The sequence below is a fragment of the Leptolyngbya sp. Heron Island J genome (assembly GCF_000482245.1).
Lineage (GTDB): Bacteria > Cyanobacteriota > Cyanobacteriia > Phormidesmidales > Phormidesmidaceae > Leptothoe.
Genome location: NZ_AWNH01000059.1, coordinates 39,018 through 54,639 on the forward strand (window position 1 = coordinate 39,018; position 15,622 = coordinate 54,639).

The window sequence follows — 15,622 nt, forward strand, 5'->3', positions numbered from 1 at the left end:
ATCCACCCATCCACACCCTTTCCCATGAACACAACGACCCTAAACCAAATCCTCGACCTCTATCGCCATCGCGGTCAGGCCCAATATGGTGGCGAAGCTGTCAGTCAGCTCGAACATGCACTGCAATGCGCCACCCTCGCTCAAGATAATGGTGAATCATCAGAACTAATCGCCGCCTGTTTACTCCACGACCTGGGCCATCTGGTACATCATCTCGGTGATGATCCGGCCCTGCTTGGCATTGATGATCGTCACGAGTATCGAGCAGTCCCCGTCCTAGAAACCTTGTTTCCAGAAACTGTTACCACACCCATTCGGTTACATGTAGCAGCCAAGCGCTACCTATGTGCGGTAAACAACAACTACTGGGCATCACTCTCACCCGCATCTAAGCTTAGTCTAGAACTGCAGGGAGGAATCTTTTCAAAATCGATGGCAGATGCATTTATCCAGCAGCCCAATGCAGACAATGCAGTTAAGCTGCGTCGTTGGGATGACCTGGCCAAAGTTGAGAAGTTAAAAACTCCTGATTTAGACTATTTTCAACCCATCCTAGAAGCCGCTTGCAAGGCAACGGTAGCATGACCCTAATTGCTCAAATTAGCGACCTGCATGTTCAGATTCCAGGCAAACTAGCCTACGGAGTCGTTGACACTAATTCCCTGGTGGCTGAGGCCATTGCTCGCCTGAGCAGACTCAATCCTCAGCCAGACATTGTTGTAGCATCCGGCGATCTGATTCAAGACGGCACCCTGGCGGAATATGAACTGCTCAAAGTCATGCTCGCACCGCTACAGTGCCCCATTTATTTAATGCCAGGCAACCACGACCATCGCGATCACCTGCGACAAGTATTTGATACGCACACCTATCTACCTGATGAGAGTGACCATCTCAGCTATGTTGTAGAGGGCTATCCCATGCGCCTGGTTATGCTCGATACCATTATTCCTGGTAAAGGTGGTGGCTGTGCAGATACAGAGCGCCTGATCTGGTTAGAACAACAGCTTTTAGCGGCTCCCCAAACACCGACTATGTTGTTTATGCACCATCCCCCGTTTGCCACCGGTATTCCCTGGATGGACCGCAAACGGTTTCAGGGCCATGGGGCGCTGGCAGCTTTAATCCGCCAACATCCCCAGGTCAAACGCATTAGCTGTGGTCATTTACACCGTACTATTTACTGTCCATGGGCTGGTACAGTAGCCAGCAGTCAGCCTAGCTTGGTCCATCAGAGTGCCCTTGATTTTACCCCCGACAGCTCAAGTCAGTTTGTCATGGAACCACCAGCCTATCAGCTACATGTATGGACTGATGAGACATTAGTCTCCCACACTCTGTATGTGGGCCAATTTGATGGCCCTTATCGCTTTGTTGATGGCAAAAAAGTTGTTGCAGCGAGGCTATGAAACTAGCTCGTTGACAACAGCCAGTACATCTTGAGGTTCGGCTCGCTGGGTATAATCTGCCTCAGCAAAGGCATAGCGAATACGTCTGGCCTGATCAATTACATAGGTAGCAGGCATCGGTAGCTCATAGCTATCGTCACCGTTGCTAGCAGGAATATCAATGCCAAAGTTCTTGTAAATTGGCCGCAAAGACTCATCCAAGGTAAACACTAATCCATATTGGCGCGATACCTGATTACCTACATCACTGAGCACAGAATATGCCAGATTATGTTTCTCAGTCACGCTCAGGGAGTGATCCGGCAGCTCTGGAGAAATAGCCACCAGCGTAGCCCCTGCCTGCTTAAACTCAGGCAGCAGATTTTGAAATGCCCGCAGTTCCAGATTGCAGTAAGGACACCATTCACCCCGATAAAAATTAATCACTACGGGGCCTTGCTGCAGTAAGTCACTTAGACGCACTGCTTTACCAGTGGCATCGGGCAAGGTAAAGTCGGGGGCAATATCACCAACCGTTAGGGCTTGATCCGCCAGCCCAGCAACTTCGAGGGCTTCAGTAGCCGTTTTCATCGTCGCTTGAACCACTTCAGGAACCTGTTGTTGAAAACTAGCACGGGTTTCAGCTAGCTGTTCTGCCAGGGGATGTGTGGTTGTAGTCATGGGAGCATGCCTCTAGTAGGTTAATCTTGTTCGAAATTCTAGAACGATGGTATGCCCCAGAGATTAAAACTCCCTAATCAGACATTAGAGTTCGCTGAGAAGCTGATAATGGCTCCACTATTTGCATGAGTGCAGCATTGAGCTCAGCCTTAGAAATCGTGATTCTTTCAGTACACAGTGCATAGTTGTGTTCAGCATCTGCTAAATTCCATGCCAGATCTCTGACATCGTCGTCAAAAGAAACATATCTGAATCCTTCATAGGCTTTGCAAGACTTTTCGACAATAGGAATTGCACCACATAACGCTGCTTCAAAAAAACGGTATGACCAAATATAATCACCACTTGGGCAAAGCACATATTGTGAGTTTGCTAGGACTCTAAAATAGTTTTCATCCCACGCTTTGATCGGAAAACGTCGTCCTCTATCCGATGACCACAGCAGTAGATCACCAATATTCTTTTTTATGGTGTAGTCAATTCTAAGCTTAGAGAGAAGATCCTTTCGTAAATTGTAGATACGACTATTAGTATTCGGTAATTTATGTCTGGCGCTGATATTTTTGCTAATCCAGCCCTCCAGTAAAGATTTTCGTTTCTGAGTGACTAGCCCTTGAAACGAATAGCGAAAACGTCTTTTTGGTTGCCACATAGAGCGACAATGTTGAGGAATGATGGCCGGAAAAACCAGACTTTTGGAAACACTCCCCAGGGATGTTAAAGGCTCACTATGAACAATTTGAAGCTGGTCAGTGATGTCAATCGAGTTGGAGTGATTATGGCTAAAGGAAACTTCGAATTTATCCTTAAGCAAGGAGAATTTACTGTCTTCTGAAGGCGGTATTGCGATCGCAAAATCAGATTCAGCCAGCGCATGAACCAGGCGTATCTGTTGAATTTGGTTGAATTTAAACGTCTTATTGATTAATAGCGTATTTGACATATCGTACAACCTCTCAGCCCTTAGTCTGAAGTGTCTTACTCGTTCCAGCTATCAATGCTTGCACTACTCAATATGGTCCGTACTGCTAAAACATCTAAGCCGATGGATGAACCAAATTGAAGCCTGTCTACATTAGATAGTTACGTTTGTTTGAGGCCACATCTGGAAAGTTTCAGCAAGACAAAAAATGCATTTTAGGCATAGTGGGTAAAACCACATTTCCCCATGCATGAAGAGCTAGAGATTGAAACAACAATAGCGATATATCTATAAGAAAATACAGCAAGAACCAGCAATGCTATCTTTGCTAGACATAACGAGTCAGACCGATCCGATAACGCTGTTTTTTAGTAATCATCACATCGCCAATTTCTAACCGACCTTTGCCACGAATGGCCACTAAATCACCGGATTTTAAGGCATGGCTGGATTGAGAAATCGTTTTCCAATTGACTCGAACATCACCTGCGGTGATCATATCGGCCATTTTGCTACGGGACATACCAAACCCAGCAGAGGCCACAGCGTCCAAACGCATAGAGGCTTCTACAGTCGTCATTTCCTTTTTCTTAGGTTCTCGTACCCGGAGTTCACTCCAGTCAATGAGTTTAGTTTTGACTGGCACCGAGCGTACCTGGGTCAGGCTCATTTCTAAAAAATCCACCAGTTCAGGCACAACAATAATCTGAGCACCACGCTCACCCAGGACAATGATGTCCCCCACTTTTTCGCGGACAATACCTGTTCCCAATAGCGCCCCTAAAAAGTCACGATGGGTGGCAGTATCAAATAAAAAGTTACCCGCTACATTCAGCAGCGCCAGCGGTGTAGGTTGTGCGTCTAATGGAATTTCGGTACGGGCCATGGTCAGACGCTGCCGCTCAGCTTGAGGATAGCCACCCTGGGCCTGGGTATGGATATCGGTTAGACGCCCGAATACGGCCTGGGCTTCATATAGCTCTGGTGGCGACAAAAAATCAGTGGTGACTGGCTCCCATGTGCGAATAGCTTGATCGGCTTGATCCAGCACACGGGTCAGGGTTTCAATATTTTCAGCTCCCTTAAGCAGGTCGTCTTTGGGCAACATAGAGGTAGGTGTGATGAAATGTCTAGGTGTTTTTATAGTATGCAGTGTTTGCCTATACTAATACTTTGCGCTACTGATGCTTAGCGAAGCTGGGCAGCGGACAGGCGACATCGCAAAGCAACGTAGAGGCATGTCCGGAAGGTTATTGGACAGCAATCGTGTCCTGTTTAAGTACAAACGCTTAAGCATTTGAGTTGTGTCTTGTCTTGTTTTGAACTTTATCTGAGCAAAAACTCTTTTTCAGATTCTCTCTTTTGCGTATCCGGAAGTAGCTGTGTCACTCCTCAAACTGGTACAACGGTCGCCTTTGGGGTGGCTCAGGTAATGACCAACTCTTAGGTGGTACTGGTAATGACCAGCTGCTAGGCGAGGCTGGCTCAGATACACTGTTGGGAGGAGATGGTAATGATCGACTCCAAGGGGCCCAACGAACTCGGGCGTCGGAGAAAGATATCCTAACGGGTGGAAAGGTACGTGATACCTTTGTCTTAGGCGATCGTAGCGGTAGTTTCTACGATGATGGCAATGCCAGGTCGATGGGCACCAACAACTACGCAGTCATTACCGATCTTAACATTGCCCAAAAAGATATCATTCAACTGAGCGCTCGCCATAGCTATCGTTTGGGGTCTACTCCACAAGGCGTCAGTAATGGTCGAGCTTTATTTATTGATAATGAGGGTAGCACTCAAGATGAATTAATTGCTGTCATTCGGGGAGGGGGCAATTTGAACCTGAATAGCAGCACATTCAGAATGGTTTAAGCTTAAACAACAGCACATGACATGTGGTGGTCATGTGCTGTTGTCGGTTATAGCTCATTCAATCCAGAGAATTGTTCTTTTTTGGAATAAACATTCTTCAAGTGTTTTTTGACAGTGTTTTCAGAAATAAACAATGCTCTGGCAATTTCTTTGTAACTGCTGCCCTTACGCTTTAAACACCAAACATCTGTTTCACGAGTTGTTAGGCCATAACGTTGAGCTTCGTGATTAGCGATAACAGCGAGAGACTGTTGGCGGTCTTCTAGGGTAATTAGAAAACAATTGCCAACCTGGCAAGCCTCGTTGTTCCAGTCAAACCACTGTACCCGCATGTGAATCGTACTGTGGTCAGTGAGAATCTCGTCTTCTAAAACAATGGTGTAATCCGTAGGCAGCAGTTCTGATGCTTCATCCTGGTTTTCCAGGAGGCTTTGACAGGGATGCCAAAGTAAGTCAGGAATACTACTAGATGATGGGCAAGACATCTCCTTGAGGATCATTTGTGCACGTTTGTTTTTATGCAAGATAGTGCCATCTTGGGTAACAATAATGAGACCAAACGTAAAGTTTTCAATGGCTGCTACAAGTAATGCTGCCTGCATATTAAAAGAATCATTGTGGTCGCTCATCACTGCAGCCTGGGAAGGAGCCATTTGGGGAACAATTTGGGTCTGAGTAGCCATAACTAACGGGAAGTAATTGGCGGACGAAAATCTGAACTTCTCTGAACTTCGTTGACTGTGCTAGTGGCGTCTGCAAGATTCGTATAAAAGGCTGAACCGATTTAGTAGAAAATACGGATGTCGCTGACAATATTTACCTCATTTCCAAATATGGAAAATCCGTACGGATTTGTGACAGTTCGCGTGAGCGGCATAAATAACATCCAGACATCCGGCAAATTTAGCTGCTTTGATTAGCGTAAGGATGTGGCATGCTGTAGAGGCAATGCGCTTTTGAAATCTCGGTGTACGTTTTTACTCAAAAAGCATCGTCAGCGCTCGAACCAACGTTGACACTCGCGCTGACAGCCGATGAGCGTACCCGCTCTCGATATCGCTACAGTATTTCTAGTGAAATTACGGAAAGTGATTGTCAAACAACGAACTCAGCCGTTGGTGAGGCAGAGCCTCAAACAGCTGAGATATACCTGCAATTGCCCCGAGGAACAACGCTGCGAGACGGGGATTGCTTGATCGGGGATGGACATGCCCAAGTGCTAAGAATTGTGGCAAAGCCTGAGCCAGTGATGACGGTAAGAACGACACCTAGTGATCAGTCTGCCTCGACACAGCCTGCTCTTAAGCTGTTACAAGCAGCCTATCATTTGGGCAATCGTCATGTGGCATTGGAGCTAGGGACGGATTATTTGCGCTTAGCACCAGACTCGGTCCTGGAGGCGATGTTGAATCAGCTTGGGGTGATGGTAACCGTGGAAACTGTACCTTTTCAACCGGAGATGGGAGCCTATGGCCACCACCATTGATGAACAGGCCCTGCTGAAGCTGCTACAGCTAACCAGTCCGGCTTTGCCAGTGGGGGCTTTTAGCTATTCTGAAGGGTTAGAAACTCTGGTGGTGCAGGGTAGGCTGAGGGATAGTGCGATGCTACATGACTGGCTGGTACAGGAGCTACGCTATGGCAGTGTGCGGTTAGATGCAGCGATCGCAACCCGCGCCCACCAACACCTCAATAATCCTCACCAGCTCGCCTACTGGAACCAGTGGCTCACCGCCAGCCGCGACACCGCCGAACTCCGGCAGCAAAGCTGGCAAATGGGTCGTGCCCTGGTGCGTCTAGTCAACGCCCTCCATCCGGAACTCAAGCCCACCTTTGCAGCCTGCGGCACCAATTGCAACTTCGCCGTTGCCTTTGGCATGATTGCAGCTCACTGGCAAATCGCCCCTTCTACGATGGCCCTGGGCTATGTGCAAAGCTGGGCCACTAACCTGATTGGGGCAGCGGTTAAGCTCGTACCCCTGGGACAAACCGACGGTCAACGCTGTTTGCTGCAGCTAATCCCAGAACTGAGGAGCGCAGTAGCCGATATGGTGACCCTGGAGGATGAGCAGCTATATATCAGTGGCTGGGGCAGTGCGATCTCAAGCATGCAACACGAAACCCTATACACCCGACTGTTTCGCAGCTAGGCAAAAGTTTTAAATTTTGAGGATGAATTCTAGGTTTGTAAAACAAGGGTTCTATCCTAGGATTTGTCCACTATCTATCCGGAATCGTTTTTGTAGGGGCCTTGCATGCAAGGCCCCTACAAAAACGATTCCGGCACGCCCCCATGACCTCATCTTCCCCTTACCGGATCGGCGTTGCTGGCCCCGTCGGCTCCGGTAAAACCGCCCTCGTCGACGCTCTCTGTAAAACCATGCGCGATGACTACTCCATTGCTGTAGTCACCAACGACATTTACACCCAAGAAGACGCCCAATTCCTCGTCCGCAGTCAGGCCCTCCTCGACCATAGCCGCATCGTTGGCGTTGAAACCGGTGGCTGTCCCCACACCGCCATTCGTGAAGATGCCTCCCTGAACCTGGTCGCCATTGAGGACCTGGAAACACGATTTGAGGACCTGGACCTGATTTTTGTTGAGAGCGGTGGTGATAACCTGGCCGCCACATTTAGCCCTGAGCTGGTGGATCTCACTGTTTATGTGATCGATGTGGCCGCTGGCGATAAAATCCCCCGCAAAGGTGGGCCAGGCATTACTAAATCAGATCTGCTCGTCATTAACAAGATTGACCTGGCTCCTCTGGTGGGTGCCGATCTAACCGTGATGGAACGGGATGCCAAAACCATGCGTGGGGACAAACCCTTTGTATTTACAAACCTTAAAGCAAGACAAGGTCTAGAAACGATTCAACAGTTCATCCAGTTTCATGGCCGATTGGCCATTCCCCAATCTGCTTAGGTGAGCGCCAGCTATGGCCAGATCGGCCCTAACAAATGTTTGGGGATCAAAATAAAGAAATCTGTAGAGACTCAGAAAAGTATCAAATACTACAATTATCGCTTTCCTCAAGACTTACCATCACGGAGCGAATAAGTGTATCTACGGTGACTGTGTAGGTTTTATTGCAGCTGCCGATTTTTGATGCGATTAGGTGTGTGAGTCGTTAGAAAGGAACGCCCAATGACGAGGATTAATAGACGTAAATTTTTGGTGTACGGCTCTACTGCCGTGGGTACCAGTATCCTGCTAAAAGCCTGTGGTGGCACTTCTGAGCCTACCGCTGAAACCGCACCCGCTGAAGGCGAAGCTACAACCGCAGCTGCTGGTGACGGCGATACGATTAAGGTGGGTATTCTTCACTCCCTGAGCGGCACCATGGCCATTAGTGAAACCACCGTGGTAGATGCTGAAGAATTAGCCATCAAAGAGATTAACGCGGCTGGTGGTGTTCTAGGTAAGCAGATTGTTGCCGTTAAAGAAGACGGCGCGTCCGACTGGGATACTTTTGCAGAGAAAGCAGAAAAACTGATCGATCAAGATCAGGTGTCTGTAGTATTTGGCTGCTGGACCTCTGCTAGCCGTAAGAAAGTACTTCCCGTCTTCGAAGCGAAAGACCACATGCTGTGGTATCCCGTACAGTACGAAGGCCAGGAATGTTCCAAGAACATTTTCTACACAGGTGCCGCTCCCAACCAGCAGATTGAACCCGCTGTCTCCTGGTTGTTAGAAAACAAAGGCACAGACTTCTTCCTGGTCGGTTCTGACTATGTATTCCCTCGTACCGCCAACAACATTATTAAAGAGCAACTGAAAGCCGAGGGCGGTAACACCGTTGGTGAAGACTACTTGCCCCTGGGGAACACCGAGGTAACTCCCATCATCACCAAGATCAAGGCAGCACTGCCCGACGGTGGTGTTATCTTTAACAGCCTCAATGGTGACAGTAACGTTGCTTTCTTTAAGCAGCTCAAGGGCGCAGGCATGGGTCCAGATAAGTATCCGGTAATGTCCGTGAGTATTGCTGAAGAAGAAGTTCGTACCATCGGTCCCGACTTCCTTACCGGTCACTATGCTGCCTGGAACTACTTCCAAACTGTTGAGAGCGCTGATAACGAGAAGTGGGTATCCGACTTTAAGGCTGAATACGGTGATGATCGGGTAACCAACGACCCCATGGAAGCCGCTTACATCATGGTTTATCTGTGGAAGCAAGCTGTTGAGCAAGCAGGCACAACTGATATTGCTGCTGTGCGTGAAGCTGCCTATGGTCAAGTCTTTGACGCACCCGGTGGCACAGTCACCATGAACCCCAACCATCACTTGTCCAAGACTGTTCGTATCGGTGAGATCCGTGACGACGGTCTGTTCGAGATCGTGTCTGCAACTGACGGTCCAGTTGATCCCTTGCCCTGGAACCAGTATGTTCCTGACACTAAGGGTTATACCTGTGACTGGTCCGACCCAGCCAAGGGTGGCAAGTTCAAGGAAGCCTAAGGCTGTTGTGATTTAGCTGACAGGGGAGGGTCACGGTGGCTCTTCCCTTTTTTCATTTCACTATTAACCACTCACCCTCTTTAACAGGTAACAGTTCGTGCTCGACGGTTTAATTAACGGCATATTTAATGGCATCAGCATTGGCGCGGTGCTTCTAATTGTGGCCCTGGGTCTGGCGATTGTGTTTGGTCTTATGGGCGTTATTAACCTGGCCCATGGAGAACTGATGATGCTAGGAGCCTACACCACCTATGTGGTGCAGAATGGCTTTAAAGCACTCGGCGATGGGGCCCAAGATTTTTATATCTTGCTGGCGTTGCCCCTCTCGTTTGTGGTCGCGGCTCTCGTCGGACTCGCCCTGGAACGCAGTGTGATTCGATTACTTTATGGACGGCCCCTGGAAACACTGCTGGCCACCTGGGGAGTGAGCCTGATTTTGCAGCAGTTTGTGCGCAGTGTCAGCTGGTCGCTGGTTTTTGGCATTTTAACCGTGTGTCTGTTTCTGTTTGGTGGTCGCACTATCTTAGATAAGTTTGCCAATCTGGGTCCACGTCAGAAGCTGGCTAAGTTTGTTGTGCTGGTATTGTCGCTTGGGATTGGCATTAGCCTGGGGCAAGCACTCAACAGTAACTCAGCTCTCGAAAAACCCTGGTTTAGCGCCCGTAATGTGGATGTCACCGCTCCCGGTTGGTTGCAGGATAGCATTCGCGTCACAGACACCCTATCTTTTCCAGCCGCCCGTATTTTTATCATTTTGCTAACGGTAGTTTGTTTATTCGGCACGTTTTGGTTTCTCAATCGATCTGCCTGGGGTCTGCGGATTCGATCCGTCACTCAAAACCGGGATATGAGTGCCTGCCTGGGGATTCCGACCAAGCGAGTAGATGCCCTTACCTTTGCCCTGGGGTCTGGTCTAGCGGGAATCGCTGGCTGTGCCGTCACCCTATTGGGGTCGGTGGGTCCTAACCTAGGCAGCAACTATATTGTTGATGCCTTTATGGTGGTGGTAGTCGGCGGAGTTGGTAAGCTAATTGGCAGTATCGTAGCGGCCTTGCTGATTGGTATCGTCACCTACATTGTCGGCTCCGGTACATTGGTGCTGATGTTGCCCTCCAGTGAAGCACTGCAGCCCCTGATTGATATGGCCACCTTTTTCGCCACAACCAGTATGGCCAAAGTGCTGGTATTTGCCTTAATTATTGCTTTCTTGCAGGTTAAACCCGCTGGGTTATTTCCTCAAAAAGGCCGTTCGGTGGAGGTATAACCATGGCAGACACCACAAAAAACCTAGGCAAAAACCGCAGACGGACTCTGGAAGTCGGCATTGTTATTGGTCTCACACTATTTTTGATTTTTGTTGCGCCGTTAATGCTGTCAGGTTTTCGCCTGGGGCTGTTGGGGCGATTTCTGGCGCTGGCTATTGTCGCCCTGGGTGTAGATCTAATCTGGGGCTACACCGGACTGCTGAGTCTGGGACAGGGTATTTTCTTTGCTCTGGGGGGCTATGCCTTTGCCATGCACCTGCAGCTTAATCTGGCTGGCGATGGTATTCCTGAATTTTTTGGTTTGTACGGGGTTTCAGAACTGCCCTGGTTTTGGCAACCCTTCTACTCACTACCCGTTACCCTGATTGCGATTGTTGTCTTACCAGGGCTGGTAGCGGGTTTGCTTGGCTACCTGGTCTTCCGTAACCGGATTCGAGGCGTTTATTTCTCGATTTTGACCCAGGCCATGCTGGTGGTATTTTTTAACTTTTTTAATGGCCAGCAAAAGCTAATTAACGGCACCAACGGTCTGGGCACTGACACTACTCCGCTATTTGGTCAACAGGTGGGTAGCGATCGCATGCAGTTTGCGTTCTACATCGCAACGGTGATCATCTTAGCCCTCACCTACGGACTCTGCCGTTGGCTAACCCGAGGACGCTTTGGGCGTTTGTTAATTGCCATCCGGGATGATGAAAATCGCCTCAGATTTTCAGGCTATAACCCTGCCATGTTTAAGGTTTTAGTCTTTGCCGTTGCAGGCGGCATCGCTGGCGCTGCTGGGGCACTCTACACCGTTCAATCCAGCGGCATCACTCCGCAATATATGAGTGTTGCCTTCTCCATTGAAATGGTAATTTGGGTTGCCGTCGGCGGTCGCGCCACTCTGGGGGGAGCTGTACTGGGAGCGCTAGCGGTCAACTGGGCCCAAGCATTACTCAGCGAACAATTTCCAGAAGTTTGGTTATTTTTCCAAGGGGCGCTGTTCCTGCTGGTTGTCACAGTATTGCCTAAGGGCATTGTCGGCTGGTTACGAGATGATGCCGTCAATCAGATTCGCGATTTACTGGGTTTACAACCCCAGCTCAACACCTATCCAGACATTGAGCTAGACCCTGATATCAAACGAGAAAAACAAGAGTTAGCCAGTAAATAACGCCGACCCAACCGATCATCGCTCAATAATGGCAAACAAAATCCTAGAAATCGATGCGCTCACCGTCAGCTTTGACGGGTTTAAAGCTCTCAACAATCTCAACTTCGCCATGAATGAAGGCGAGCTTCGGGTGATTATTGGCCCCAATGGCGCTGGAAAAACCACCTTTCTAGATGTCATCACTGGCAAAGTGCAACCTACCCAGGGCAAAGTAAAATTCAAGGGCAAAAAGCTGAGCGGTCGTGCAGAACATGACATTGCGCGGCTGGGTATTGGCCGTAAGTTTCAAACACCACGTATTTATCTCAACCTGACACCACGCGAAAACCTGGAGCTTTGTTGCAACCAGGACAAAAGCGTACTGTCCACCCTGTTGAAGCCCACCCCCAAAGCTGAACGTCGTACCGTCGGTGGCTTGCTAGAAACCATTGGCTTAGACCACAAGTCAGACAAACCTGCCGCCTTGCTTTCCCATGGCGAGAAACAGTGGCTTGAGATTGGTATGCTGGTGGCCCAGTCACCTGATTTACTTCTGGTTGACGAGCCGGTTGCCGGGTTGACCGATGAAGAAACCGAACGGACTGGTGAGCTACTGATTGCCCTGGCGGAAAGTCATTCTGTCATCGTGATTGAGCATGATATGGAGTTTGTTCGTCAGATTGCCCGTCAGGTCACAGTACTACACGAAGGGTCTGTACTGTGCGAAGGCACCATGGACGAAGTGCAAAACGATCCGCGTGTGATTGAGGTTTATCTGGGCAGTGAGACCTCAATTACCCCAGACCAGATGCTCCTCCTGCGGATTGCGGCGACTATGGCCTGGGCTGACGGCAACTTTGCGCCCATTCAACAGGATGTCATTCTCGATCGCCTCAGTCGTCAGTTTGCTCAAGATGCCAACGAGCAGGCGTCTCTTCGTCATGACCTGAAAGATTTGCTAGCCAAAAAAATTCCTTTAGAGGAGCTGGTGCCAAAGCTCACCACCCCCGCTGAGCGGGAACAAGCTCTGATGTTGAGCTATGAGGTAATTAGCTCTAATCAGGTTAATCAGGCGGAAGCTGTGGTGTATCAGAAGTTATTAAAGCTGCTAGACCTGCCACCTGAAACCGTTAGCCGTTTAGAAGCGGCGGCTTTGGAACAACTGAAGACTTATCAATAGATGTGCTAGCCCATGACAACTACAGTGCCCCAATCTATCCATCAACAATCCTCAACAACCCCCATGTTAAAAATCTCGGGGCTGAACTTTTACTATGGTGAAAGCCATATTTTGCGGGATGTGGATCTGACGGTGCCCAAGGGCCAGATGATCTGTTTAATTGGACGCAATGGGGTGGGAAAAACAACCTTGTTGAAGAATATTATTGGCTTGTTATCTCCCCGTAGTGGTGCGATCGCATACGATGGTCAACCTATCAACTCACTCACAGCCGACAATCGAGCCCGTATCGGCATTGGCTATGTTCCTCAAGGGCGAGAGATTATCCCCCGATTGACTGTCAAAGAAAATCTCATCATTGGCTTAGAAGCCTTAGGCAAACGAGCACCCAAGGCAAAAAAAGAAATTCCTGAGCTGATCTTTGAACTCTTTCCTGTTCTCAAAACTATGCTGTCACGCATGGGGGGCGACCTAAGTGGCGGCCAACAACAACAGCTATCCATTGCCCGTGCCCTCATGGGCCAACCTCAGCTATTACTGTTAGATGAACCCACCGAAGGTATTCAACCCTCAATCATTCTAGATATTGAAAACGCAGTACGGCGCATCATTGAAACCACTGGCATTTCTGTCCTATTGGTAGAACAACATCTACATTTTGTCCGTCAGGCCGACTACTATTACGCCATGCAAAAAGGTGGGATTGTTGCCTCTGGCTCTACAGAACAGCTCAGCAATGATGTCATTCAAGAATTTCTTGCAGTTTAGGCCTATTTTATTCCAGGCACACTTGTGCTAAGTTCCAAATAGATCAAATCCTGGCGCTTGTGGGTGCATGAGCGCAATTTTGGGATGGGTGCCGCCATCAATTATTAAGTAAATATACGGATGCAGTATTTGTATCTGATGTAATAATTGATGCTTTTATTAGAAACTTCAGTCTTAACTATCGCGTCTGATCACTCGGCCCATCAGCCAACCGTATATGGCTGCATAGCCTGATTTGACCTGGAGTCAGGGGAATTCAACATTGGTGGTGCATATACGGAAGAGGCACACAGAACCTCAGTAAGACAGCAGCGTCTGTTCATACAGGCACATTTGCTCATCTATCTAAAACTTGTCGGCACCGTACTATTGGACATCATGCATCATGATCAAAAGCTATTTGAGAGAACTCATTCCAGTTAGCGTCAGAACTTTTATCTCAAAAGTTGAAAGTCTTCTACTCTTTGACCTGTATGCATACCATGTACTGAGAGCATCCCTCAATAAAAAACTAAAGCAGCGGCAAAAACCATCAAAGTATCTTTTTGTCATGGCCCCAGCCCGTTCTGGCTCTTCATTACTGGGACACATACTCTATAGCCACCCTGAAGTCACAGGTTATGGAGAAAGTCATGTCAGCTATACATCAACCACCGATTTACATCGACTCATTTATAGAACAGCTGCTGTTCTCGACGATTTTGAGCCGATGGACTACACATACATCGTTGACAAGATTGTTTGGGACTATCCCATAGCAGACGCTATACAGATTAAATTTATCTTTCTCCTGCGTGACCCGGCAGCTACCTACACCAGCACAGTCCATTCTTTTTCAGGCCAAGAATCTCCAGCCGGAGTGGAGCAATGGATCAGCTATTATCAAAAACGCCTGGAGCGCCTTAAAACCCTGGCGATGCAGATCAACGAGCCCAATCGCTGTTTAACCCTGCGGTATGAAGATTTGCTAGGTGATACAGACCGTACCCTGGCATCATTCCAGACATTTCTAGGCACTCGGACTCCATTTTCCGACAGCTATACAGTGGCCCCACACACAGCCCGCCTCAAGTACGGCGATAACTCCAACGCCATTCGGGCCGGGAAAATTCTCCGTAAGAAGTTTCGTAAACCCATCCTCAACGAAACCATATTTACTTTGGAGAAACAAACAGCTGTATATAACTGTTATGCCAGCTGTATGACCACCCTAAGCCAGTACACTCAGCTGTCAAGCGCCATAGCTGATCATCAGTCTGAGCACGAAAGTTCGTTGTCGGCAAAGGTTAATGTAAGTTGTCGGCAAAGGTTAATGTAACCTGAACACTCGGAAGTTATAGAAAAAACATTGATATACTTCCAGAAATTCACTTTGATGGCCGAAAAAGCCGGTGCAACGCTTTGCAGCTTCAGTTCTAGATTGCTTTAGCTGACAACCTAATTGCACATCTGGACCTCAATGTGATTTCACCTAAACACAGGACCCTTTTCGTTAAGGAATAATATCCCCATGGTTAGTAATCAGGCTCGCTCTCGAGCAGTGAACTCTGCCGGTAGCTTTATGAACGACTTTCGTGAATTTTTACTACGCGGCAATGTCGTTGACCTGGCAGTAGCTGTTGTGATTGGTGGCGCTTTTGGCGCTGTCATTACTTCATTCATTGAAGACATTATTACTCCCCTACTACTGAGCCCCGCTCTCAAGGCTGCCAACGTTGAAGACATTGCCGCTCTCTCTGCCAATGGCATCAAGTACGGTGTCTTTTTGTCCAATGTCATCAATTTTGTGGTGATTGCCTTCATCCTATTTATGGTGATTCGTACATTTGAGCGTCTCAAGCGTACCGAAGAAGTGGATGCAGGACCGTCCACCGATGAAAAGCTCAACGATACTTTGGGCCGTTTAACGGGTTTTCTTGAACAGCGGATGTAAACCTGTACTACCTGCGTTA

The 15,622-nt window shown here is 48.4% G+C and carries 17 protein-coding genes; 13 read left to right on the plus strand and 4 right to left on the minus strand.

What is annotated here, in order from left to right; translation table 11 throughout:
- Positions 1-24 precede the first annotated feature (24 nt).
- Both N836_RS56055 and N836_RS56060 read left to right on the plus strand, forming a co-directional pair.
- A complete protein-coding gene (locus N836_RS56055) occupies positions 25-585 on the plus strand; it encodes a phosphonate degradation HD-domain oxygenase (protein WP_031293100.1) in 561 nt (186 codons plus the stop codon).
- The gene (locus tag N836_RS56060; RefSeq protein ID WP_023073610.1) at positions 582-1,409 is read left to right on the plus strand and encodes a phosphodiesterase; all 828 of its coding nucleotides are present in this window, start codon (positions 582-584) and stop codon (positions 1,407-1,409) included. Before N836_RS56055 ends, N836_RS56060 begins: the two co-directional genes overlap by 4 nt.
- On the opposite strand, the gene N836_RS56065 is transcribed toward N836_RS56060, so the two are convergent.
- The 3 genes from N836_RS56065 to N836_RS56075 all read right to left on the minus strand — a co-directional run bounded on the left by N836_RS56065 (position 1,404) and on the right by N836_RS56075 (position 4,099).
- Positions 1,404-2,069, minus strand: a complete 666-nt coding sequence (locus tag N836_RS56065; protein ID WP_023073611.1) for a peroxiredoxin-like family protein — start codon at positions 2,067-2,069, stop codon at positions 1,404-1,406. The two genes, N836_RS56060 and N836_RS56065, sit on opposite strands and share 6 nt — an antisense overlap.
- 73 nt (positions 2,070-2,142) lie before the next feature.
- A complete protein-coding gene (locus N836_RS56070; protein WP_023073612.1) occupies positions 2,143-3,012 on the minus strand; it encodes a hypothetical protein in 870 nt (289 codons plus the stop codon).
- A gap of 307 nt (positions 3,013-3,319) precedes the next feature.
- Positions 3,320-4,099: a photosystem II S4 domain protein gene (locus N836_RS56075; protein ID WP_023073613.1), complete on the minus strand. Its 780-nt coding sequence runs from the start codon at positions 4,097-4,099 to the stop codon at positions 3,320-3,322.
- Positions 4,100-4,371: 272 nt separating this feature from the next.
- Here N836_RS56075 and N836_RS0138435 point away from each other — a divergent pair, with 272 nt between their 5' ends.
- A complete protein-coding gene (locus N836_RS0138435; protein ID WP_081716896.1) occupies positions 4,372-4,863 on the plus strand; it encodes a calcium-binding protein in 492 nt (163 codons plus the stop codon).
- A gap of 47 nt (positions 4,864-4,910) precedes the next feature.
- Here N836_RS0138435 and N836_RS56080 read toward each other — a convergent pair whose 3' ends face one another.
- The gene (locus tag N836_RS56080) at positions 4,911-5,546 is read right to left on the minus strand and encodes a LuxR C-terminal-related transcriptional regulator (protein WP_023073615.1); all 636 of its coding nucleotides are present in this window, start codon (positions 5,544-5,546) and stop codon (positions 4,911-4,913) included.
- Between the two features lie 284 nt (positions 5,547-5,830).
- Between N836_RS56080 and N836_RS56085 the strand changes: the two genes are divergently transcribed.
- The 10 genes from N836_RS56085 to mscL all read left to right on the plus strand — a co-directional run bounded on the left by N836_RS56085 (position 5,831) and on the right by mscL (position 15,603).
- Positions 5,831-6,349: an urease accessory protein UreE gene (locus tag N836_RS56085; protein WP_023073616.1), complete on the plus strand. Its 519-nt coding sequence runs from the start codon at positions 5,831-5,833 to the stop codon at positions 6,347-6,349.
- The gene (locus N836_RS56090) at positions 6,333-7,013 is read left to right on the plus strand and encodes an urease accessory protein UreF (protein ID WP_023073617.1); all 681 of its coding nucleotides are present in this window, start codon (positions 6,333-6,335) and stop codon (positions 7,011-7,013) included. Before N836_RS56085 ends, N836_RS56090 begins: the two co-directional genes overlap by 17 nt.
- A 143-nt stretch (positions 7,014-7,156) precedes the next feature.
- Positions 7,157-7,786 carry an urease accessory protein UreG gene (gene ureG / locus N836_RS56095; RefSeq protein WP_031293107.1) on the plus strand — a complete coding sequence of 210 codons (630 nt, stop codon included), beginning with the start codon at positions 7,157-7,159 and terminating at the stop codon, positions 7,784-7,786.
- A gap of 222 nt (positions 7,787-8,008) precedes the next feature.
- The gene (gene urtA, locus N836_RS56100; RefSeq protein WP_023073619.1) at positions 8,009-9,322 is read left to right on the plus strand and encodes an urea ABC transporter substrate-binding protein; all 1,314 of its coding nucleotides are present in this window, start codon (positions 8,009-8,011) and stop codon (positions 9,320-9,322) included.
- Positions 9,323-9,419: 97 nt separating this feature from the next.
- Complete coding sequence (locus tag N836_RS56105; RefSeq protein WP_023073620.1) at positions 9,420-10,586, plus strand: ABC transporter permease; 1,167 nt, start codon at positions 9,420-9,422, stop codon at positions 10,584-10,586.
- Between the two features lie 2 nt (positions 10,587-10,588).
- A complete protein-coding gene (gene urtC, locus N836_RS56110) occupies positions 10,589-11,743 on the plus strand; it encodes an urea ABC transporter permease subunit UrtC (RefSeq protein WP_023073621.1) in 1,155 nt (384 codons plus the stop codon).
- A gap of 28 nt (positions 11,744-11,771) precedes the next feature.
- Positions 11,772-12,902 (plus strand): urea ABC transporter ATP-binding protein UrtD, encoded by a 1,131-nt coding sequence (gene urtD, locus N836_RS56115; RefSeq protein WP_023073622.1) that lies wholly within the window; start codon positions 11,772-11,774, stop codon positions 12,900-12,902.
- 63 nt (positions 12,903-12,965) lie between these two features.
- A complete protein-coding gene (gene urtE, locus N836_RS56120; RefSeq protein ID WP_031293111.1) occupies positions 12,966-13,670 on the plus strand; it encodes an urea ABC transporter ATP-binding subunit UrtE in 705 nt (234 codons plus the stop codon).
- A gap of 550 nt (positions 13,671-14,220) precedes the next feature.
- Complete coding sequence (locus tag N836_RS56125; protein ID WP_161634986.1) at positions 14,221-14,988, plus strand: sulfotransferase family protein; 768 nt, start codon at positions 14,221-14,223, stop codon at positions 14,986-14,988.
- A gap of 192 nt (positions 14,989-15,180) precedes the next feature.
- Positions 15,181-15,603 (plus strand): large conductance mechanosensitive channel protein MscL, encoded by a 423-nt coding sequence (gene mscL, locus N836_RS56130; RefSeq protein ID WP_023073625.1) that lies wholly within the window; start codon positions 15,181-15,183, stop codon positions 15,601-15,603.
- The last annotated feature ends 19 nt before the right edge of the window (positions 15,604-15,622 follow it).